This window comes from Roseitranquillus sediminis (assembly GCF_016918935.1).
GTDB classification, from domain to species: Bacteria; Pseudomonadota; Alphaproteobacteria; order Rhodobacterales; family Rhodobacteraceae; genus Roseitranquillus; species Roseitranquillus sediminis.
In genome coordinates, this window is the sequence record NZ_JAFFOB010000009.1 from 33,010 (window position 1) to 54,891 (window position 21,882).

Annotated in this window: 20 protein-coding genes; 11 read left to right on the forward strand and 9 right to left on the reverse strand. The window is 67.5% G+C overall.

Annotation, left to right across the window (positions count from 1 at the left end; translation table 11 throughout):
• Positions 1-92: 92 nt before the first annotated feature.
• The 9 genes from JM664_RS05480 to JM664_RS05520 all read left to right on the forward strand — a co-directional run bounded on the left by JM664_RS05480 (position 93) and on the right by JM664_RS05520 (position 8,807).
• Positions 93-1,052 carry a TAXI family TRAP transporter solute-binding subunit gene (locus tag JM664_RS05480; RefSeq protein WP_227418913.1) on the forward strand — a complete coding sequence of 320 codons (960 nt, stop codon included), beginning with the start codon at positions 93-95 and terminating at the stop codon, positions 1,050-1,052.
• On the forward strand, positions 1,052-1,513 hold the full coding sequence (locus JM664_RS05485) for a DUF1850 domain-containing protein (protein ID WP_227418914.1): 462 nt from the start codon (positions 1,052-1,054) through the stop codon (positions 1,511-1,513). Before JM664_RS05480 ends, JM664_RS05485 begins: the two co-directional genes overlap by 1 nt.
• Positions 1,514-1,520: 7 nt before the next feature.
• Positions 1,521-3,554, forward strand: a complete 2,034-nt coding sequence (locus JM664_RS05490) for a TRAP transporter permease (protein WP_227418916.1) — start codon at positions 1,521-1,523, stop codon at positions 3,552-3,554.
• A 49-nt stretch (positions 3,555-3,603) separates the two neighbouring features.
• Positions 3,604-4,245, forward strand: a complete 642-nt coding sequence (locus JM664_RS05495; RefSeq protein ID WP_227418917.1) for an alpha/beta hydrolase — start codon at positions 3,604-3,606, stop codon at positions 4,243-4,245.
• A 98-nt stretch (positions 4,246-4,343) separates the two neighbouring features.
• A complete protein-coding gene (locus JM664_RS05500) occupies positions 4,344-5,045 on the forward strand; it encodes an ABC transporter ATP-binding protein (RefSeq protein ID WP_227418919.1) in 702 nt (233 codons plus the stop codon).
• On the forward strand, positions 5,042-5,755 hold the full coding sequence (locus JM664_RS05505; RefSeq protein ID WP_227418920.1) for an ABC transporter ATP-binding protein: 714 nt from the start codon (positions 5,042-5,044) through the stop codon (positions 5,753-5,755). The genes JM664_RS05500 and JM664_RS05505 overlap by 4 nt, the downstream gene beginning before the upstream one ends.
• 52 nt (positions 5,756-5,807) lie before the next feature.
• A complete protein-coding gene (locus JM664_RS05510; protein ID WP_227418948.1) occupies positions 5,808-6,671 on the forward strand; it encodes a branched-chain amino acid ABC transporter permease in 864 nt (287 codons plus the stop codon).
• Positions 6,672-6,682: 11 nt separating this feature from the next.
• Positions 6,683-7,741: a branched-chain amino acid ABC transporter permease gene (locus tag JM664_RS05515; protein WP_227418921.1), complete on the forward strand. Its 1,059-nt coding sequence runs from the start codon at positions 6,683-6,685 to the stop codon at positions 7,739-7,741.
• A gap of 94 nt (positions 7,742-7,835) precedes the next feature.
• Positions 7,836-8,807 carry a zinc-binding metallopeptidase family protein gene (locus tag JM664_RS05520; RefSeq protein WP_227418922.1) on the forward strand — a complete coding sequence of 324 codons (972 nt, stop codon included), beginning with the start codon at positions 7,836-7,838 and terminating at the stop codon, positions 8,805-8,807.
• Here JM664_RS05520 and JM664_RS05525 read toward each other — a convergent pair.
• The 4 genes from JM664_RS05525 to JM664_RS05540 all read right to left on the reverse strand — a co-directional run bounded on the left by JM664_RS05525 (position 8,804) and on the right by JM664_RS05540 (position 14,236).
• A complete protein-coding gene (locus JM664_RS05525) occupies positions 8,804-9,757 on the reverse strand; it encodes an ABC transporter ATP-binding protein (RefSeq protein WP_227418923.1) in 954 nt (317 codons plus the stop codon). The genes JM664_RS05520 and JM664_RS05525 overlap by 4 nt on opposite strands.
• On the reverse strand, positions 9,754-11,631 hold the full coding sequence (locus JM664_RS05530) for a dipeptide/oligopeptide/nickel ABC transporter permease/ATP-binding protein (protein ID WP_227418924.1): 1,878 nt from the start codon (positions 11,629-11,631) through the stop codon (positions 9,754-9,756). The genes JM664_RS05525 and JM664_RS05530 overlap by 4 nt, the downstream gene beginning before the upstream one ends.
• The gene (locus JM664_RS05535) at positions 11,628-12,575 is read right to left on the reverse strand and encodes an ABC transporter permease (RefSeq protein WP_227418925.1); all 948 of its coding nucleotides are present in this window, start codon (positions 12,573-12,575) and stop codon (positions 11,628-11,630) included. Before JM664_RS05535 ends, JM664_RS05530 begins: the two co-directional genes overlap by 4 nt.
• A gap of 92 nt (positions 12,576-12,667) precedes the next feature.
• Entirely contained in the window at positions 12,668-14,236 is a 1,569-nt protein-coding gene (locus JM664_RS05540) for an ABC transporter substrate-binding protein (RefSeq protein ID WP_227418926.1), read from the reverse strand.
• Between the two features lie 443 nt (positions 14,237-14,679).
• Between JM664_RS05540 and JM664_RS05545 the strand changes: the two genes are divergently transcribed.
• A complete protein-coding gene (locus JM664_RS05545; RefSeq protein WP_227418927.1) occupies positions 14,680-15,333 on the forward strand; it encodes an invasion associated locus B family protein in 654 nt (217 codons plus the stop codon).
• Positions 15,334-15,340: 7 nt separating this feature from the next.
• Here JM664_RS05545 and JM664_RS05550 read toward each other — a convergent pair whose 3' ends face one another.
• Genes JM664_RS05550 through JM664_RS05565 form a run of 4 tightly spaced genes read right to left on the reverse strand, consistent with a single transcriptional unit; the run spans position 15,341 to position 19,714 of the window.
• Positions 15,341-16,552 carry a beta-ketoacyl-[acyl-carrier-protein] synthase family protein gene (locus tag JM664_RS05550; protein ID WP_227418928.1) on the reverse strand — a complete coding sequence of 404 codons (1,212 nt, stop codon included), beginning with the start codon at positions 16,550-16,552 and terminating at the stop codon, positions 15,341-15,343.
• On the reverse strand, positions 16,549-16,815 hold the full coding sequence (locus JM664_RS05555) for an acyl carrier protein (RefSeq protein ID WP_227418929.1): 267 nt from the start codon (positions 16,813-16,815) through the stop codon (positions 16,549-16,551). The genes JM664_RS05550 and JM664_RS05555 overlap by 4 nt, the downstream gene beginning before the upstream one ends.
• 27 nt (positions 16,816-16,842) lie before the next feature.
• On the reverse strand, positions 16,843-17,934 hold the full coding sequence (locus JM664_RS05560) for a UDP-3-O-(3-hydroxymyristoyl)glucosamine N-acyltransferase (RefSeq protein WP_227418930.1): 1,092 nt from the start codon (positions 17,932-17,934) through the stop codon (positions 16,843-16,845).
• Positions 17,935-17,983: 49 nt separating this feature from the next.
• On the reverse strand, positions 17,984-19,714 hold the full coding sequence (locus JM664_RS05565; RefSeq protein ID WP_227418931.1) for a L,D-transpeptidase family protein: 1,731 nt from the start codon (positions 19,712-19,714) through the stop codon (positions 17,984-17,986).
• A gap of 194 nt (positions 19,715-19,908) precedes the next feature.
• On the opposite strand from JM664_RS05565, the gene JM664_RS05570 reads away from it, so the two are divergent.
• A complete protein-coding gene (locus JM664_RS05570) occupies positions 19,909-20,478 on the forward strand; it encodes a YcbK family protein (protein WP_227418932.1) in 570 nt (189 codons plus the stop codon).
• A 439-nt stretch (positions 20,479-20,917) separates the two neighbouring features.
• Here JM664_RS05570 and JM664_RS05575 read toward each other — a convergent pair whose 3' ends face one another.
• Positions 20,918-21,847, reverse strand: coding sequence for a class I fructose-bisphosphate aldolase (locus JM664_RS05575; RefSeq protein WP_227418933.1), 930 nt, complete (start codon positions 21,845-21,847; stop codon positions 20,918-20,920).
• Positions 21,848-21,882: the final 35 nt, after the last annotated feature.

The window sequence follows — 21,882 nt, forward strand, 5'->3', positions numbered from 1 at the left end:
GGCATCTGCTTGACGCCGGCCGCGCTTGGGGTGTCGATAGCTGGGCGCCCTCCGCACGCCGGAGGGATATCGAAATAGCATGGGAGGATATGATGAAACGACTGGGACTCGCCCTCGCGGCGACGCTGGCCTTCGGCTCGGCCGCCCCGGCGCAGGAGCTCTCCATTGCCACGGGCGGCACCGGCGGGGTGTATTATCCTTATGGCGGCGGTCTGGCGGAGCTGATCGGAAACCACATCGACGGCGCGTCGGCCACGGCCGAGGTGACGGGCGCATCGGTCGAGAACATGGCGCTCATCGCGCGACAGGAAAGCGACCTTGCGATAGCGCTGGCCGATACGGTCTACGGCGCCTACCAGGGCACGATCGACCCCTTTACCGACCGGCCCGTGGAAGAGGCCCGTGCCCTCGCCTCGATCTACCCCAACGCGGTGCAGATCGTGACGCTGGCGGACAGCGGCATCGAAAGCCTCGAGGACCTGCGCGGCAAGCGCGTCTCCGTCGGCGCGCCCGGCTCGGGCACCGAGGTGAACGCCGAGCAGATCCTGACCTCGAACGGCATCACCTACGATGACATTGAGGAGCAGCGTCTCAACTTCAACGAGACCGCCGACGCACTCCGCGATGGCGACATCGACGCCGGGTTCTGGAGCGTCGGCCCTCCGACCTCGTCCATCCTCAACCTCGCCGCCACGCGCGACATCCGCCTGATCCCGCTCAGCGAGGCGGAGATCGAGGCGGCCGTGGGCGTGGAGCCGGTGTTCGCACCCTACACGCTGCAGGCCGGCATCTACGACGGCGTGGAAGAACCGGTGCCGACCATCTCGATCCCGAACGTGCTGGTCGTGCACGCCGACATGGACGAGGAACTGGCCTACCAGATCACCAGGAACATGTTCGAGCATGTCGACGAGCTGATTGCGATCCACCCGGCGGCAAATGACACCACGGTCGACTTCGCGCTGAGCTCGACGCCGATCCCGTTCCACCCGGGCGCGATCCGGTACTACGAAGAGGCCGGCCAGACCGTGCTCGAAGACCTGCGGCCCTGATGCTGCCGCGCCGGGGGTGGCCGATTGCGGCCGCCCTCTCCGCCTTCGCCTCGGCCGCGACGGCCGATGTGCTCAGCGTCGAGACCGAGGGGGCGACACTGGTCTCGGTCGAAGTCGCAGACGGGGCCGAATGGTGCCTGAAGTGGCAGCATTCCGTGACCGGCGGCGACGTCGCCGACTGCTTCAGGAACGACGGTGGCACCATGATCCTTGACCGCTCCTTCCTGCACGACTTCGCCGCCGGCCTCGGGACCATCGCCGGCCGCGGCTGGATGCGCACTGCCGAAGGCGGCGGCTACTGGATCGAGGATATGGACGAGCCCGTGGCCGAAAACCGGCTGATCCTGCGCGTCGGGCGCGGCTCGGTCGACCACCGCCTCGTGGTCGCCGGCGACGTCCACGACCTGACGGCCATGGCTGCGGGCGAACGTGTCTCGCTGCGCCTCGACCGAACACCCTGAGGTACCGATGACCTACGGCGAACAGACGCAGCCGCCTGAAAAGGCCCTCGCCGACCCGACCGGCGCGCCGGCGCAGACGCGGCCGGTGGCGCTGGCGATCTTGGTGGTCGGCATTGCGCTGTCGCTCTTCCAGCTCTACTCCGCGGGAATCGAGCCGCTCGGCCTCTTCTACCAGCGCTCCATCCACCTCGCCTTCATCATGGTGCTGGCCCTCCTGATGTTCCCGGTCTGGGGCGCGAACCGGCAGCGAGGGGCATTGGGCTGGTTGATCGATGCGGCGTTTCTCGCCGGGGCGGTCGCGAGCGGGTGGTACCTGGTCTGGAACCTCGACGCGATCTTCGCGCGCGCCGGCTTCTGGAGCCAGGCCGACATCTGGATGGGGGTCCTCACCACCGTCCTCGTGCTGGAGGCCAGCCGCCGCGCAATCGGCATGGGGATGACGATCATCGGCCTCGTCGCCATCCTCTACGCCCTCGCCGGGCCGCGCGGCGCGCTGCCCTGGCTCGGCGAATGGCTGCCGGGCATCCTCTCGCACCGCGGCAACAGCGTGGACCGGCTGGTGGGCCAGCTCTACCTGGGACAGGAGGGGATCTACGGTCTGCCTCTCGGCGTCGCGGCGACCTACATCTTCGTCTTCGTCCTCTTCGGCGCGTTCCTCGAGGTCACCGGAGCGGGCAAGTTCTTCATCGACCTCGCCTACGCGGCGACCGGCCGCAAGGCAGGCGGGCCGGCCAAGGCGGCGGTGCTGGCCAGCGCGGGCATGGGCTCGATCTCAGGCTCGGCCATCGCCAACGTCGTCACGACCGGCGCCTTCACCATCCCGCTGATGAAGCGCCTCGGCTACCGGCCGGCGCAGGCGGGGGGTATCGAGGCCGCCGCCTCGACCGGTGGCCAGATCACGCCGCCGCTGATGGGCGCGGGGGCGTTCCTGATCTCGGAATACACCCGCATCCCCTACATCGACATCGTCCTGATCTCGATCTATCCGGCGATCCTCTATCTCGGGACCGTCTACCTATTCGTGCACATCGTGGCGATGAAGGCGGGGATGAAGGGCATGCCCTCGGCCGAGCTGCCGCAGGTGCGCGCCGTACTGGCGGCGGGCTGGCAGTTCATCATCCCGCTCTTCCTGCTGATCTGGCTTCTGGTCGCAAACATCTCGCCGATGCGCGTGGGCTTCTGGGCGATCGTGTCGGTGGTGGCGGTGGCGTTCCTGCGCGGGGCGCTCGAGATGCTGATCCTCGAGCCGCGCCGGGGCGAGCGCCTCTCCGCCTCTCGCCTCATCGCCGCGTGCAAGGCGGGGCTGGCGCTGATCGTCGAGGCGCTGGCGCTGGGTGCGCGCAACGCAGTCGCGGTCTCGATGGCGTGTGCCGTGGCGGGCATCATCGTCGGTGTCGTCGGCCTGACGGGCCTCGGGCTCAAGTTCTCGTCGATGATGGTCGCCTTCTCCGGCGGCAACCTCGTGCTGGCGCTGATCCTGGTGCTGATCGCGAGCCTGATCCTCGGCATGGGGCTGCCGGTGACGGCCTCCTACATCGTGCTGATCGTGCTGGTCGGCCCCGCCCTCAGCCAGGAGTTCGGCATCCCGCTGCTGATCGCGCACCTGGTGGTGTTCTGGTATTCGCAGGACAGCAACGTGACCCCGCCGATCGCGCTGGCGGGCTTCGCCGGAGCGGCAATCGCGGGCTCCAAGCCGCTCGAGACCTCGATGCAGGCGTGGAAGTTCGCCAAGGGTCTCTACCTGATCCCCGTCTTCATGGTCTACAATCCCGAGATCGTGCTGGGCGGCCCGGTGGCCTACGTGATCTTCACCGGCGTCATCGCGGCTCTGGCGCTCGCCGCCTTCGCCGCGGCGCTGGAGGGGTATCTTTTCGCGCCGATGGATGTCGTCTCCCGCCTCCTGGTGATCCCGGCGACGATCGCGGTCTTCCATCCCAACTTTCAGGTCGAGCTGGCGGGCTCGTTGGCGCTGGCGGTGCTGCTCGGCTTCAACTGGTATCGCGGACGCGCGGCGTCGCGCGCCGGGCCCGCGGCAGGATGAGATGCCATTCCCACGCTGATCTCCCCGTGCGCGGGAGCGCGGCCGCGCCGTGAGCAAGGCTTTCAGTTTCGGCGTGGAGGCAACCGCCGCCAGGGTCGGGTGCGTCTTCGTGCATGGCCGAGGGCAGACGCCGGAGGACATCGCGGACCTGGTGCTCGGCCGCCTCTCGACGCCCGTCGCCGCCTACCGACTGCCCCGCGCGAGCGGCAAGTCGTGGTACAAGGCAAGGGCAATCGACCCGCTCACGGAGCGGACCGAGGTGCAACTCGCCGCCGCGCTCGATGCCGTGGGAACAGCGGTGGCGGAGCTGCGCGCAGCTGCGCCCGGCAGGCCGCTCCTGCTTGCGGGGTTCAGCCAGGGCGCCTGCGTCGCACTCGAATGGGCGTGCAGCCAGGGAGCGTGGCCGGGCGCACTGGCTGTACTGACAGGCTGTCGCGTCGGCGTCCGGACAGAGCGGCCGGTCGCAAGGCTCGACCGCCTGCCCGTCTATGCGACTTGCGGCGACGAAGACCCTTGGATCCCGCTCGATGCCTTCGCCGCGGCCACGGTCAGTCTCGGCCATGCGGGAGCACGGGTCCGGGCCGAGGTGTTCCCAGGCCGCACGCACGAGGTCTCGGAGCATGAGATCGGGGCGCTCGACGCCATCCTCGCCGCGCTCGCAGCCGGCCGTCCGCCCTTTGACGCGCCGTGATGAGCGCAACCGCAGCCCGACCACGGAGCCGACTGTCGCGCTGGCGCGTAGGGTGGTGGGGCAATAGCCGTAGTCACATCGCTTCGGAGACCGGCCTGTTGAGGCTGGAGAACATCTCGAAGCGTTTCGGCGCGGCGAAGGCGGTCGACGATGTCAGCCTTGACGTGCGGCAGGGTGAGGCGCTCGGCATCATCGGCGCGAACGGCGCCGGGAAGACGACGCTGCTGGACCTCGTTGCGGGACAGCTGTCCGCCGATGCTGGCCGCATCGAGCTGATGCAGCGCGACTTCACCCGCGCCTCGGCGGCGCGTCGGTGCCGGTTGGGCGTCGGCCGCACCTTTCAGATCCCGCGGCCCTTCGAAGAGCTGACGGTGTTCGAGAACCTGTTGGTCGCCGCCGCGCATGGCACTGGCCGCAGCGAGCGCGCGGTGGCCGAGCCCTGCGCGCAGGTGCTGGAGCAGACGGGGCTCATGTCACGCTCCGACACGCCCGCCGCAAGTCTCTCGCCGTTCGAGCGCAGGCGGCTGGAACTGGCACGGGCGCTGGCGACCGGGCCGCGCCTGCTCCTCCTCGACGAGATCACGGCCGGACTGACGCAGAGCGAGCGCGACGTGATCTTGCCAATCATCCGGGCGCAGGGCGCCGCGATCATCTGGACCGAGCATGTATCGCGTTCCATGGCCGCGTTGGTCGATCGGCTGATGGTGCTCGACCAGGGTCGCGTGATCGCGATCGGCAAGCCGGAGCAGGTCCTGGCCTCGCGCGAGGTACGCGAGACCTACGTCGCGCTTGAGCTGTGACGAAGCCGTTCCTAGAGACGCTGGAGCTTGACGCGGACTACGGCGATTGCCGGGCGCTTTTCGGTGTGGAGGTGGGCTTGGCCGAGGGCGAGACGGTGGCGGTCATCGGCGCGAACGGCGCCGGCAAGTCAACGCTCTTGCGCTCCATCGCCGGTCTCGTGCGGAATGCGCCTGAGATGGTCCGGCTGGACGGCCGGCCGATCGGTGCGCTGAGCGCCGAGCAGGTCACGCGCCTCGGGATCTCGACGGTGCCGCAAGGGCGGAGGCTCTTTCCGTCGCTCAGTGTCGAGGAGAACCTGCTCATCGGCGGGCGGCACGGCCGGTCCAAAGGGCAATGGTCGCTCGGCACGGTCTACGGGCTGTTCCCGATGTTGCGCGAGCGGCGCAAGGCCCCCGCCACGGCGCTGACGATCGGACAGCAGCAAATGGCGGCAATCGGGCGCGCACTGATGTCGAACCCGCGGATCCTTCTCTGCGACGAGATCGGCCTAGGCCTCCCGCCCGAGTTGATCCGCGACATCTACGCCATCCTGCCCCGCATCCGCGAGGCTGGCGCCTCGGTCGTGCTGGCTGAGCAGGACATCGGACGGGCGCTGCGGGTCGCGGATCGCGTCTATTGCCTGACCGCCGGGCGGGTGACACTGCTCGGGCGGCCGGAGCACATGAGGCGCCACGACATCCACGACGCCTACTTCGGGGTCCGAGCGTGAGCCATGAAGGCGTTCGCTTCCCTACCCGGCCCAGGCGGTCCGGGTGGCGCCGATGATTTGGGTCGAGACAGTCATGCAGGGCGTGACGCTCGGCGGGCTCTACGCGCTCTTCGCTGCGGGGCTCTACCTGGTGCTGGGGGTCATGCGGCTCGCCAACCTTGCGCATGGAGCGTTCATCGTGCTGGCGGCCTACGTCATCCTGCTGTTGGCGTCTTTGCTGGAAATCGGGCCTCTCCTCGCGGCGCTGATCGCGGCGCCGGCGCTCTTCGCCGCGGGCTGGCTGCTGCAGCGGCTGCTGCTGAACCGCCTGCTCGGCGAAGACATCCTGCCTCCGCTTCTGGTCACGCTGGGCCTCTCGATCGTGATCCAGACTGGGCTGGAAAAGGGCCTTTCTGCCCAGAGCCGGCGGATTTCCCCGGGACCGCTCGAAACGGCGACGGTGGAGGTCGGGCCGGCGGTTGTGAGTCTCCTGCCGCTCCTGTCACTGGGATCGGCGGTGCTGGTAGTCCTGGTGTTGCAGTGGGTGGCTCTGCGCACCGCGACAGGCCGGGCGCTGCGAGCGATCTCGGACGACCCCGCGACGGCGTCGATGGTGGGGATCTCTCCGCCGAGACTTCTCGCCGGCGTGACAGGCGTCTCGCTGGTGGTGGCGACAATCGCGGCGCTTCATGCCGGGACGCTGGCGGAGTTTCAGCCGGCCAGCGGGACGGCGTACCTGATCATCGCCTTCGAGGCGGTTCTCATCGGCGGCCTCGGCTCGCCCTGGGGCGCCCTTGCCGGCGGCATCGTCCTCGGCGTGGCGCAGACGGCGGGCGCGGCGCTCGACCCGGAGTGGGAGGTCCTCGCGGGGCACGTCGCTTTCCTCGCCGTGCTGCTGGTCCGACCGCGCGGCCTCTTCCCGCGGGCATCCGGCTGATGGCGTGGCGGATGAGCACCCGCACCCCGGCCTCGGTCGCCGCCGGGCTGATGGCGGTGGTACTCGTCGGCGGAGCGGTGGTGCTGCCGGCCTACGCCTCGTTCGAGCTGCTCGGGGAGCTGTCCATTCTGCTGACGATGCTGGTCCTCGCTCAGTTCTGGAACCTGCTCGCCCACCATGCCGGCCTCGTCAGCCTGGGACAGCAGGCCTTCGTCGGCATCGGCGCCTACGGGCTTTTCGCCGCCGTCATCGCCTACCGACTCGACCCGCTGCCCGCCATACTGGTCGGCGGTGCCTCGGCACTGGTTCTGGCGATCCCGGTTGCCGTCCTTGCCCTGCGCCTCGGCAGCGTGCAGTTCGCCATCGGCACCTGGGTTTTCGCCGAAGCCGTGCGGCTGGGCGTGACGCAATGGAACGCGGCCGGTGGTGGCGCCGACCTGTCTCTACCGCTCGAGGCGCGTGAGGGCATGCTCGGCGCCGACTGGGTGGGGGCCACTTTCGACGTTGAGGCTGCGGCGGCCCGCGACATCCTCGTATACTGGTCTGCACTCGCGCTCGCTGTGCTGACCGTCGGCTTTGTCTACCGGCTGTTGCGAACCAGCGGCGGCCTCGGCATGACGGCCGCTCGGGTCGATCTCGTGACGGCGCAGTCGGTGGGGGTACGCCCGGCGCGGATGCGCTGGATGGTCTTTCTCGCTGCGGCCTTCGGCACCGGCGTCGCCGGGGCGCTGATCTTCCTGCAGGGCGCGCGGGTCGCGCCCGACACAGCCTTTGACATGGTGCAGTGGACGATCTGCGTCATCTTCATCGTGGTGATCGGCGGCCTCGGCACGATCGAGGGGCCGATCCTCGGCGTGCTGGCGTTCTACTTTCTGCAACGCGCCCTGGTCGGGTACGGTGACTGGCTCCTGGCGGTCCTGAGTGTCCTTGCCATCGCCTTCATGCTCTTCGCGCCACGCGGGCTCTGGGGGATCGTTCACGCGGCAACAGGGCTCCAACTCTTCCCGACCCGCCGTCGTCTCGTCCGCAACCGCGGAGAGGTGCCACCCAAGAAAGCCGCGGGGAACTAGAGGAGCGGCAGAAGTTTTGCCTGCCGCTGCAACCCGTGACAGTCTCGCGCATTCACCCTCGCCCGCATGGCGCGGGTCGCGAACGGAGGGAGCCTTGCGGATCTTCAAGTGTCCGAGCTGCGGCGAGCCGCTCTACTTTCACAACCTGTCCTGCTCCTGCGGGGCCGAAGTTGCCTACGAACCCGATGCCGAAGCTTTCGTCACCGGCGCTGCCCCATGTCCGAACCGGCCGACGATCGACTGCAACTGGACCGCCGCGCAAGACGGCGGCCTTTGCCGCGCCTGCGCCATGACGCGAACGGTACCGGACGCTTTTCAGGGTGATAACCGCTCTCTCTGGACGCAGGCGGAACTGGCCAAGCGCTGGGTCCTGGCGAACCTCGGGCGCTGGGGCTGGTTCAAGGAGGCGGACCAAGGGCCGCGCCCCGTGTTTGACCTGCTGTCGGAGACGACGGCCTCGGGCGACGTGCAGGTGACGATGGGACACGATTCCGGCCTCGTGACCATCAACGTCGCCGAGGCGGATCCCGAGACACGGGTGTCGCGGCGCGAAGGGCTGGGCGAGAAATACCGGACTATGGTGGGGCACTTCCGCCACGAGCTGGGCCACTTCTTCTTCGAGCGGATGTCGCGGGACGAGGCCTTCCTCGACCGCTTCCGAGTGCTTTTTGGCGACGAGCGTGCTGATTACGGAGAGGCGCTCAAGGCTCACTATGCGCGGGCCGACGGCGACGAGGCGCCGCCGGCCGAGCACATCACCAACTACGCCACCGCGCACCCGCACGAGGACTGGGCGGAGACGTTCGCACACCTGCTGCACCTCGCCGACATCACCGACAGCTTCGTGGCAGCGGGCCTGCACTCGCCCACGCTGGCGGAAGGCACCTACGATTCCTATCAGGAGACGGACTCCGAGCAGCTGCTGACAGTGGCGGCCGAGCTTGGCATCGCACTCAACCACGTGAATCGGTCCATGGGTCACTCGGACCTCTATCCGTTCGTGATCTCGGCCCCGGTCCGCGAAAAGCTGGGCTTCGTCCACGAGTGGATACGCGAACCCCGCTAGAGCGGATGGTGGCAGGCGGCTAGCTGACCCGGCGCCTTGGCCTCAAGCGGCGGGTCCTCGGCGCGGCAGATTTCTGTCGCACGCGGGCAGCGCGGCGTGAACGGGCAGCCGGGCGGCGGGTTCAGCGGGTCTGGCAATTCGGTCTCGCGCGCCTCCGGCGCTTCGAGAGGGCGCCCCACGCGCGGGGCGCTGTCAGCCAGGAGCTGCGTGTAGGGGTGGCGGGGTCGTGCAAAGATCGCATCCGCCGGACCGACCTCGACGACCGAGCCGAAGTAGAGGACCACGACCCGGTCGCTCACCGCCTCTATCACGGCGAGGTCGTGCGAGATGAAGACGTAGGTGAGGCCCAACTCGGTCTTGAGGCGGTTGAGGAGGTTGAGCACCTGCGCCTGCACGCTGACGTCGAGCGCGCTGACCGGCTCGTCGAGGATCAGGATCCGTGCCTCGGCCGCCAGCGCGCGGGCGATACCGATGCGCTGCGCCTGGCCGCCCGAAAACTCGTGCGGATAACGTTCGAGGAACTCCTGGCGCAGGCTCACGAGGTCGAATATTTCGGCGATGCGCGTGGCGCGCTCCGCCCGGTTCATGCCATGCAGGTGCTTGAGCGGCGCCTCCATGACCTGCCGGATCGACTTGCGCGGATTTAGCGAGCTGATCGGGTCCTGGAAGACGTACTGGACGCGCTTGCCAAAGGCGGCGGGGTCGGAGTTGTCGAAGGCGCGGCCGTCGATCGCGATGGTGCCGGTGGAGGGCGGGATCAGGCCGACCAGCATCCGCGCCAGCGTTGACTTGCCGCAGCCGGACTCGCCCACGATGCCCAGCGTCTCGCCATGCTCGACGATCAGGGTGACGGGGCGGACGGCGCGGACGCGGCCCTTGGGCGGGCCGAACAGGCGCTTGCCGACCGGGAAGGTCTTGGAGAGGTCGGTGAGACGAAGGGCGGCGGTCATTCGGCGGCCTCTCGGAGTGGGGTTTCGGGGTGGATGCAGCGGGCGGCATGGTGGTCGCTGCCCAGCATCGGGATGGGCGCGACGGTGCAGTCGGGCTCGCACTTCGGGCAGCGCGGAGCAAAGGCACAGCCCGGCGGCAGGTCTTCGACCGGCGGCGGCAGGCCGGAGATCGAGACGAGGTCGCGCCGGCCTTGGCCAAGCTCGGGAACGGACTGGATCAGGAGCCGAGTGTAGGGGTGCGCGGGGTCGTTGAGGACGACGTGGGTCGGCCCCTGCTCGACGATCTTGCCCGCATACATCACCGCCACCCGGTCGCAAAGCTGCGCCACCACGCCGAAATCGTGGGTGATGAAGACGATCGCGAGGCCTCGGTCGCGGCGCAGGTCGTCAAGGATGGAGAGCACCTGCGCCTGGACAGTGACGTCAAGCGCCGTAGTCGGCTCGTCGGCGATGATGACGTCGGGGTCGTTGGCGAGCGCCATCGCGATGCCGACCCGCTGGCGCATGCCGCCCGACATCTCGTGCGGATACGAGTTCGCGCGCTCAGCGGCGTTTGGAATACGCACCTGGCGCAGGAGGTCGATGGCGCGGTCCCACGCCTCGCGGCCAGAGACGCGGTGATGCACCCGGATCGCCTCGGTCAGCTGATCGCCGACGCGGTAGAGCGGGTGCAGCGTCGCGAGCGGGTCCTGGAAGATGTAGGCGATGCGGTCACCGCGCAGGTGGCGGAGGTCGAGGTAGCGCATGCCGACGAGGTCGCGGTCCCTGTAGCGCACCGCGCCACCGGTGATGACGCCGGGTGGCGAGGCGACAAGGCTCATGACGCTGAGCGCGGTGACGGACTTGCCGGAGCCCGACTCACCGATGATGCCGAGGCACTCACCCGGCTCGACATGGAGAGAGACGCCGCCGACGGCGCGATAGACCCGGCGACCTACATGGAACTGGGTCTCGAGGTCCTGCAGGGCGAGGATGCCGCGCCCCTCGCCCTTCGGCACGCTCTTGCGGCTGACCATCGTCGCCGGGCGCGGCCGGGTCAGGGCGCCGGAGCGGAGCCGCGGGTCGAGCGCGTCGCGCACGCCGTCGCCGAGGAGGTTGATCGACATCACGACGATGAGGATCATCAGGCCAGGCACCACCGACGTGTGCGGGGCCGAGATCAGCGCCGCCCGCGCCTCGCCCAGCATCGAGCCGAGATCGGCGGTGGGTGGCTGCGATCCGAGCCCGAGGAAGCTGAGGCCCGCGGTCTCGAGGATCATCCAGCCCACGGTGGTCGACATGGCGATGACGATGACGGGCACGACGTTGGGCAGGATCTCCGAGAGGATGATCCGAGCGTGGCCCATCCCGGAGAGCCGGGCGGCGTCCACCCACTCCTTGTGCGCGAGGCCGACGGTGATGCCGCGGATGTTTCGGGCGAAAAACGGCACGTTCACAGCGGCAACCGCAATCAGCGCGTTCAGCAGGCCGGGGCCGAGGGCGGCGACGATGGCGAGCGCGAGCAGGATGTAGGGAAACGCCATTAGCATGTCGACGCCGCGCATGATGACGTTGTCGGTCGTGCCGCCGAAATAGCCCGCGACGATGCCGATGGCCGCGCCAATGGTGGCCGCGATCACCGCCGCCGCAAAGCCGACCGTCAGGCTGAGCCGCGTGCCCCAGAGGAGGCGGCTGAGCAGGTCGCGCCCTAGATGGTCAGTGCCGAGCAGGTGCCCTTCCGAGAACGGCCGCAGGAACCGGTCGGCGGTCTCGGTCGCGTTCGGGTCCTGCAGAGGCAGGATTGGCGTGACCAGCGCGAGCAGCACGACGACGAAGAGGACGATCAGTCCGAGCAGCCCCAGACGGTTGCGCGACAGGCGGCGCAGAAAGCTCACGTCTTGATCCGCGGATCGAGGAGCGCCTGCGCCACGTCCACGACAATGTTGAAGAGCACGTAGCAGGCGGCGACGAACACCACCCCGCCCTGCACCAGCAGGATGTCGCGGGTCAGGATCGCATCGACCAGCATCCTGCCGATGCCCGGCCATTGGAACACGATCTCGATGTAGACCGCCCCCGACAGCACGAACCCGGCCTGGATGCCAAGCACCGGGATGATCGACACCATTGCCGCCTTGAGGGCGTGGCGCCAGATCACCCGCCGCTCGGGCACGCCCTTGGCGCGAGCGGTGCGGATGAAGTCCTGCCGCAGCACCTCGAGCATCGCCGACCTCGACAGCCGCGCAACAACTCCCGTGGCGACGACCGCCAGCGCCGTCGCCGGCATGATGAGGTGCCACAGCAGGTCAGGCAGGTCGCCGCCGCCGTAGATCGCGTACATCCCCGAGACCGGCAGCCACTGCAGGTTCACCGCGAAGATGAGGATCATCATCATCCCGAGGAAGAAGGACGGTATCGAGATGCCGAGCAGCACGGCGAAGGTGATCGCCTTGTCCGCCCATCCGTACTGGCGGGCGGCGGAGACAGTGCCGGCAAGGATACCGAAGATGGTGCAGAGAACGAAGGAGGTGCCGGCGAGGATCAGCGTCGCGTTGAACCGCTCCAGCACCTCGTCGATCACCGGGCGGTTGAGTCGGAACGAGCGACCGAACTCGCCCTGCAGCATGTTCGCAAGCCAGACGAAGTATCGCTGCCACGCTGGCCGATCGAGGCCGAGGTCGCGGTTCAGCCGCTCGACGTTTTCTGGCGTGGCGTAGCTGCCGAGGATCGCCGTAGCCGGGTCGCCCGGGATCAGTGCCATGATCGCGAACACGATCACCGTGATGCCGAGCAGCACCGGGATGGCGGAGATCAGGCGCTTCACGATGTAGGCGCCCATCGGCAACGCCCCTCTTTGCTCTAAAGATGTCCTCGCCGCAGGCGGCCGTTCTTCAGCCGCCAGTGCCGCCCAAAATCTGCAGACGTGCCTTCTCAGTTCTTCGTCACGTCCCCGAGCAGCAGGAAGAACGACGGCTCGAGCTCGAAGCCCTCGACCCGATCGCTGACCACGGCGTTCTGCTTCCAGTTCGCCACGAAGACCCAGGGCGCGTCCTCGTGCACGATCGCCTGCACCTGCTTGTAGAGCTCGGCGCGCTCCTCCTGACTGGTCGAGGTGCGGGCCTCCTCCAGCAGCCGGTCGACCTCCGGATTGGAGTAGTAGCCCGAGTTGAAGCCGCCGTTCTCCGGCCACGCCTCGGTGCGCAGCGTCAGGTAGGGCAGCGTGTCGGGGTCATTCGTCATCCACGCCATCTCGGCCATGTCGGCCTTGCCCTCGAGGCCTGGGTTCACCTGTCCGAGAAAGGTGTTCCACTCGTAGGTCTCGATGCCCACGTCGAAGCCCACCTCATCGAGGTCGGCCTGGATCGCGGTGGCCATCGGCACCGGGTCGAGCATGCCGGAACCGCCCTCCGTCACATAGAAAGTGAGCTCCGCACCCTCGGCCCCGGCCTCCTGAAGGAGCTGCCGCGCCCGCTCCGGATCATGCGGATATGGCTCGACCGCATCGTTGTGCGCCCAAGCGAAGGCGGGCGGGATTGGTCCGGCCGCGACCTCGGCGGTCCCTTCCAGAACGTCGTTGACCAGCGCCTCCTTGTCGATGGCGTAGTTGGCCGCCTGCCGCACCCGCTGGTCCGCGAACGGACCCTCCTTGGCGTTGAGAATCAGGAACCAGACGTGCGGCCCCGCCTGCTCGACCACCTGGAATCCTTCGCCCTCGAACTGGCCGAGTGCCACCGGCGGCACCTCGACCATCAGGTCGATGCCGCCCGCAAGCATTTCGGCCGTGCGGGTGTTGGCGTCGGTGATCGGCCGGAAGACCACCGCCTCCAGCGCGGGCGCACCGTCCCAGTAGTCGGGGTTGCGCTCGACCACCACGGCCTCGTTCGGGCGCCATTCGACGAACTGGAAGGGTCCGGTGCCGACAGGGTTGCGGCCGAAGTCCTGGCCGTGCTGCTCGACCGCTACAGGCGAGACGATGAGGCCCGTGGGATAGGCGAGGTTCGACAGGAAGGGCGCGTAGGGCTCGGAGAGCTGGAAGCGCACCGTCTGGTCGTCCACAACCTCGACCTCGTCGATAGCCGAAAAGAAGAACGACAGCGGGAACGGGCCGGTATCGTAGTAGGGGTGGTCCTCGTTCAGCATGCGGTCGAAGTTGAACTTCACCGCCTCGGCGTCGAAAGCCGTGCCGTCGTGGAAGTTCACGCCCTCGCGGAGATCGAAGGTGTATGTGGTGCCGTCGTCGCTGACCTCCCAGCTCTCGGCCAGCGCCGGCTCGACCTCGAGCGTACCGGCCTTGTAGCGCACGAGCCCGTCATAGACGTTCATCAGGATGCGGAAGTCGTTGACGGCCGTGACCGCGGCAGGGTCCAGCGCCTGCGGCTCCGCGATCTGCCCGACGACGAGGACGCCGGAAGGCGTCTGCGCCGACGCGGGCAGTCCGTGCATCGCGATCCCGAGAGCAGCTGCAGGCGCCGCCTTCCGCATCCATTCCATCGGTCTCATGTGCCTCTCCCTGTCGTTCGCGGTTTACGTATAGTAACCGCAAAGCCTGCGACGTCACCACCTCAGGCGGTGGGGACGGAGCGGCTGCGGCGGCGCGGCGCGACCTGTGGCAGAACCATCTGTTAACCCTTATCGGTCAGGTTGCGGAAGTTCGTCGCAGACGGACGACTTCCTCCCTGATCGAACTGGCTGCGCCTTCGGGCGCAGCTTTTTTTGCTTTGAAACCAAGCTCTGTTCGCGCAGCTTGACCTGTGAATCCTTCTGTCCTAGCGTCCGGCGCAATGACTAAGTCGGCCAGTCCGACAGGGAGATGAGACGTAAGGAAAAGGGCCCCGGTGATGGGCCCTTTTTCAATCCCCATCGTTCTTTCGCCTGGCCCGGCTGACACGGCCTGCCCGGCGTGCTAGGGCACCTCGACCTTCGACAACAGGACGAGACGGAACATGCCCGATCTGACCAGAATCGTCGCCGCGGCCCTTCTGGCCGCGCTTGCTGCCGGCGCCGCTTCGGCGCAGCAGGAGGCAGCCGAAGAGCCCGCGACCGAAGCGACCGAGTCCACGAAGACCGGGGGCGCAGAGGCCACCACGACCGACACGATGGGCCTCTCGATGGGCGAGGAGGCCGAGGAGGTGGGCCAGACCTACACCGCGGAAGTCTTTGGCGAATGGGAGCGTCGCTGCATCCGCACCGAGCAGGGCAACGATCCGTGCCAGCTCTACCAGCTCCTGCAGGACGACGAGGGCAACAACGTCGCCGAGATCAGCATGTTCGCCCTGCCCGAGGCGCAGGAGGCCGCAGCCGGCGCGACGATCATCACGCCGCTCGAGACGCTCCTGACCGGTCAGGTGTCGCTCAGCGTCGATGGCGGCGCGGCGCGGCGCTATCCCTTCACCTTCTGCTCGCAGGTTGGGTGCTTCAGCCGGATCGGCTTCACCGAGGCGGAGGTCCAGCAGTTCAAGCGCGGGCGTGAAGCTACGATCTCGATTCGCCCGCTGGCTGCGCCGGACCAGACGGTGGACCTGACCGTCTCGCTCTCGGGCTTCACTGCAGGGTATGATTCCGTCGCCGAAGCCAACGCGGCGGCCGGCAACAACTGACTTCACCTCAGGCGCGCCGCAGCGCCAGCACCGCGTTGAACCCGCCGAAGGCGAAGGCATTGGACAGTGCAACGTCCACCTTCGCCTCTCGCGCGATGTTGGGCACGACGTCCAGCGCGCATTCCGGGTCCGGTTCCTCGTAGCCGATGGTGGGCGCGACGATGCCGTCGCGAACCGCCATGATGCACGAGAGCAGCTCGACCGCCCCGGTTCCCCCGATCAGGTGGCCGTGCATGGACTTGGTCGACGAGATCATCAGGTCGTCCGCGGCATGGGCGCCGAAGACATCGGCCACCGCCGCGCATTCTGTCTTGTCGTTGGCCGCGGTCCCGGTCCCGTGGGCGCTTATGTAGCCCACCTCCTCTGGCGCGAGGCGCGCGTCGGCAAGCGCTCCCGACATCGCCCGGGCCGCGCCCTGCTTCGACGGCATCACGATGTCAGCCGCGTCCGAGCTCATGGCAAATCCGATCACCTCCGCCAGTATCTCGGCGCCGCGGGCACGCGCGTGCTCCCGCTCCTCGAAGACGAAGATGCCGGCGCCCTCGCCCTGCACCATCCCGTTGCGATTGGCGCTGAACGGACGGCAGGCGTCGCGCGACATGACCCGCAGCCCTTCCCACGCCTTGATGCCGCCGAAGCAGAGCATCGACTCCGATCCGCCCGTGACTATAACGGTTGCCGAGCCGCCCCGGATCAGGTGAAACGCCAGGCCCATCGCGTGGTTGGAGCTGGCGCAGGCGGTGGCGACGGTAAAAGACGGGCCGTGGAGGCCATGCTCGATCGCGATGTGGCTCGCGGCGGCGTTGTTCATCAGCTTCGGCACGACGAACGGGTGGACGCGGTTCTTCCCCTCCTCGTACACGGCCCGGTAGTTCTCGTCCCAAGTATTTACACCGCCGCCCGCAGTGCCCAGCACTACGCCGGTCTCGCCTGCGAGTTGTCCGGAGAAGTCGAGACCGGCCTGCGCCAGCGCCTCCTTCGCGGCCAGCAGCGTGAACTGCGTGAACCGGTCGTACAGGGCGATCTGCTGGCGATTGAAGTGCGCTTCGGGGTCGTAGTCGTGGACTTGTCCGCCGATCTGGATCGACAAGCGCTCGACATCGCGCACGTCGAGCGGACCGATGCCGCACTTCCCCTCCCGCATAGCGGCGAGCGTCTCAGGGACGTCCTGGCCGAGCGGGTTGATCGTGCCCGCGCCGGTGATAACGACGCGCCTCATGCGTTTTGCCGCGCCACCAGCTCCTCGACCGCGGCGACAATGGAGGCGACGTTCGAAATGTCGAACTCCGACTCCTCGGGCTGGTTCGCGTTGAAGGGAACCTCGACGTCGAACTCCTCCTCGATCGAGAAGATGCATTCAACGAGCGCCAGACTGTCGATGCCGAGATCCTCGAGCGTCTGATCCATGCGGATGTCGGAGGGCTCCAGCACGGCCTGTTCGGCCACGATCGCGACCACCCTGTCCTTCACGCTCCCGGCCATGGCGGAACCTCCTCGCTTGGGCGCGATCTAGTCGTCTCGCTCCGACTTTGAAACCGCTTTCTGCAGCTCGGCGACCTTCTCCATAAGCCGTGGCAGGCGCCGGATGTTGCGCGCGCCATCGAGGAACGTGTCCATCTTCGTGCCAGGATAGCCCAGCATCACCCGGCCGGCCGGCGCATTCGACAGGATCTTGGTGCCGCCGCCCGCAATGACGTCGTCGCCGATGAAGATGTTGTCGACCACGCCCACCTGCCCGCCGAGCACGACGCGGTCGCCTATGCGAGTGGAGCCGGCGATGCCGACTTGGCCGGCAAAGAGGCAGTCGCGCCCAACCTCGACGTTGTGCGCGACAGTGACGAGGTTGTCGATCTTGGTGCCGTCGCCGATGCGCGTGGGACGAATGGTGCCGGCATCGATGCAGGCGTTGGAGCCCAATTCCACGTCGTTACCGATGACGACGGAACCGAGCGAGTGGATGCGGGTCCAGCTCTGTGCGGTGATCTGGCCCTGATCCCCCAAGGTCTCGCGCGCCCGCTCGGCACCGGACTTGTCGGGCGTCACGAAGGAGAAGCCGTCGCCGCCGACCACCGCGTTCGGCTGCGCGATGAAGCGATCGCCTATCCGAACGCGCGGCCCGATGCGGACGCCCGGCGAGAGCAGCGCGCTTTCGCCAAGTTCAGCGCCTTCCGCCACGGTGACGTGGGCAGCGATGCGTGCGTCACAACCGATGCGGCATCCGGCGCCGATCACGACGAAGGGGCCGATGGCCGCGCCAACTCCGACCTCTGCCGAGGCATCCACCTGGGCCGTCGGGTGGATACCGGCGGCGATCTGCGGGCCCGGGTCCATCAGGCGCGTCAGCCCCGCCAACGCATAGCGTGGCCGCGGCACAATGATTGCGGCTTCTAGGCCGAGGCCGCGCCAGTCGCCACCATTCCAGATGATCGCGGCGCGGGCTCTGCCCTGCCCCAGACCCACGGCATATTTCGGATCCATCGCCAGCGCGAGGTCGTCCGGGCCCGCCGCGGCCGGCTCGGCGGGACGGTGTATGACAATGCTGTCGTCGCCCAGGACCTGAGCCCCGAGCGCGTCCGCGATCTGACGGATCGTGTAGCCCATGACAGACCTCCCAGCTGTGCCGGCACTCCGGCAGCGGTCAGGTAGGTGTCTAGCTCTGACGCGCGCCGATCTCCACCCCGGCCTCCAGCAAGGCAGCCAGTATCGCGGCGTCCCTGCCGTAGATGTCCGGCCAATACTCCAGCCCACCCTTCGGCGTCGTGATCACCGTCCGGTAGACCAGGTGGACCGGTACCGGCTGCTCGAGCGGCAGGACTGACTCCACGCCCTGCGCCAGCCGCGACTGGAACAGCGCCTCCGGATCGTCCGACTGGCGCGACAGCAGCTCGTACGCGAATTCGAACGGCTCCTGCAGGCGGATGCAGCCATGGCTGAAAGCGCGCGTGGTGCGATTGAAGAGGTCCTTCGCCGGTGTGTCGTGCAGGTAAATGTTCCAGCGGTTCGGGAACATGAACTTCACCAGCCCGAGCGCATTCGACCGCGACGGCGGCTGCTTCAGCGCGAACGGGAAATTCGATGCCGTCACGAGGTGCCAGTTAATCCGCTCGCGCGCGATTGCCTCGCCCTTGTAGTGGATCTCCAGCTGACCGTGCGCGTAGGGGTTACGCTTGAAGTCGGGCATGTACTCGTTGACCGCGATCGAGCGCGGGACGTGCCATGTCGGGTTGACAACGAGGTGCTCCATCTCGTCCGAAAATTCAGGGCTGCGGCGATCCAATGCGGTCGCGCCCACCACCGAGCGGGTCTGGAACGTCACCTTTCCGTCATCAATGATGGACGCGGTGAAGTCGGCGAGGTTGACCCAGACATGGCGCTCGCCGCGGTCGAAGTTGAGCCACCGCTCGCGCTCCATCGCCACCACCACCTGTCCCATCCGTTCTTGAGGCGAGCGATTGATCTGCTCAAGTGTGTTCGGGCCGGCGATTCCGTCTTCCAGCAAGCCGTGGTCCGCCTGAAACGCGAGCACCGCCTCCTCGAGCGCGGGATCGAAGAGGTCGCTGCCGGTGTCGTCGCCGTAGCCCATCCGCGCCAGACGGGCTCGCAGTGCCACGACCTCGTCCCCGCGCTCGCCTGGATCGAGGCGCACATCGGCTGCCGCTTCGCCCCAGCCACCGCTATCGATCAAGCGTTCGAGCTCCATCTTGGCCCGCATCAGCCGAGTATATTCCGGCGACTGGGGCGCCAGCGCGCGGAGCACCTTGCGCGGGTCACGGTTCGCAATGTCATTCAGGAGTTCCGCGTGGTCCCTCCGCGGCGCCTCGCGCTTGATTCCGTCAATCTGCTGCGGGGACAGAATCCCCGACTGCAAGGCATCCGCATAGGCGAGGTAGAGGCGGCTGATCTCGGCCTCTGCACTACCGCGCTCGCGATCCGAGTCGGCGTCCGCAAGAATGCTGCGCAGCGCCTCCGGACGGAAACGCACGACGGGGAGCGCGTGGTGACCGGCGTCAGCAAGCGCGGTTACGAACGCCTCAAGCCTCTCACGATCCTCCAGCGTGTCATCTGTCCAGAGCGCGTTGTAGCCGTTGTCGCGGTAGAACGCGCCCAGCACAGGATCTTCAGCCGCGATCTCGGCGATCGCCTGGTCGAAGAGGCTCAGTTCCGCAGGCTCGGGCAGGCCAGACTGCGCAGTCGCCGCGGCGGCCAGACATGCGAATACGGCTGCGTGCGTTCCGCGCCGCAGCAGATCTGCTAAATTCACGTGGCCTGCCTCCTTGCCGTGCTGATTTTCATTGTTTTGCCTCCTGCCCCATTTCGTCCAGCCTCGACTGCACAGGCCTCGCAGTGATGTTGCCGAGCCGCAACTCCACAGTTCCGGCAATGTTCCGACAGCAGGGTCACATGAGCGTTAAGCAGATATTTGCCTATGGCGGCGTACCCACGCTGCCGGCCGCAACACTCTCTTGGTCAGGCAGAATGCCTATGCCATACCCGATGCACGCCGTGGGGGAACACGGGAAGATGAATGACCGCGAACTAAAGCGGCCACGGGCAAGCGACGGGACACAGGATCACATGACACATGATCGCGGGACGTGCGTGAACAGGCGCACCCTCCTGGGCGCCTTTGCGGCAGGAATCGTCACAGCGGCACCAACCTACTCCAACGCCTTCGGGTTCCTTCGTGGTTCGGGAGATGTCAGGCGCATTCGCATCTATTCGGGTCGGACGGGGGAATCTCTGGACACGATCTACTGGATCGACGGCGACTACATCCCTGAGGCGCTGAACGAGATCACCTACTTCATGCGGGACTGGCGCAACAACGAGGTGCAGCAAATCGACACGCGCACGGTCGATATCATGAGCGCCACGCACAACCTGCTGGACGTGGACGAGCCCTACATGCTCCTCTCCGGCTACCGTTCCCCGGCCACCAATGCAATGCTGCGCCGCCGCTCGAGCGGTGTCGCCAGAAACTCGCTTCACATGAAGGGCCAAGCCGCGGATCTGAGGCTTCGGTCGCGGTCGGTCGATCAGATGGCGCGGGCCGCGGCAGCCTGCCATGCGGGTGGCGTCGGCCGGTACTCAAGCTCGAATTTCGTGCACATGGACTGCGGCGACGTCCGCTCCTGGGGCCGCTGACGGCTCACTGACCGCCGGTGCAGCCGCAGGGTCTGCGCCGGCGCTGGCATCGGCAAGACGTTCGCCGGCAATCCGGGCGACGGACGCCAGAGGATCGACGCGGCGACAGCCCCTCGCTGGGATAACTGGTGCTGTTCTGGGTTCCTTGGATGGGACCACCTCTACCCTGATCTGCGTAATCATCTCCGCCGCACCTCGACAGTCGCGCCCGTTCCTGCGGTTCCCGGCCTTGCCGGTGACCGAGTGGATCCGCTCGAAGGTGATTCAAACCTCGACCGGCGCCCGCTCGCCCACCCCATTCATCGCAGAGCTCTACTACGCATCCGTCGGCGTCCGGCGGGAGCCGTGCCATTTCGCGCGGTGCCGGACACCCCGCCCAACCGCCGCGCATGCGGCGGCGGCCGGCGAGGCTCGACACCCCGCCGGGCGCGCCCCTTCGTCAGTCCCGGCCCTTGTAGATGTCGACCAGCTTGCCCAGCAGCTCCAGTGCTTCGTCCCGCGGGCGCTGGAAAGAGTTCCGGCCGATGATCGAGCCGTTGCCGCCGCCGTCGCGGATCGCCCGAGCGTCGTCATAGACGCTGTCGGAACCCTTCTTGGAGCCACCGGAGAAGACGACGATCCGACGACCGTTGAAGGCCGCCTGCATGCAGTGCCGCACACGCGCCGCCGGGGTGGAGACATCGATCCCCTGCTCCTCGTAGACCTTCTTGGCTTCCGGCAGTTCGAGATGGTCGGTGGAGAGCTTGATCTTGATGACGTGCGCGCCGAGCAGTGCCGCCATTTGCGCCGCGTACGCCGCAATGTCGATCGCCGTCTCGCCGTCCTTTGAAATGGCCTCGCCCCGTGGATAGGACCAGATGACGGTGGCGAGCCCGAGCGAGGCCGCCTCTTCGCGCATCTCGCGGATCTCCTCGAACATGTCGACCGCCGAGTCCGAGGCTGGATAAATCGTGAAGCCGATCGCCGAGCAGCCGAGGCGCAGCGCGTCGCCGACGCTCGCGGTGATCGCCTGATTCTTGCCCGCGGTATCGCTCATTAGTGAGTTCGCGCTGTTGGCCTTGAGGATCGTCGGGATCTGACCCGCGAACGTGTCGGCTCCCGCCTCGAGCATCCCGAGCGGGGCCGCAAAGGCGTTTAGCCCCGCGTCGATTGCCAGCTGGTAGTGGTAGTGCGGATCGTAGCCGGCCGGGTTCGGCGCGAACGAGCGCGCGGGCCCATGCTCGAACCCTTGGTCGACGGGCAGGATGATCATCTTGCCCGAGCCGCCGAGGCGCCCGTGCATCAGCATCTGGCAGAGCTTGCCCTTTACGCCGGGCGTTTCGCCCTCGTAGTTCGCAAGGATCTTCTGGACGGTCCGTGTCGCCTTCATCGGCTGTCTCCCTTTGGCACTGCGGCTTGCCGCTC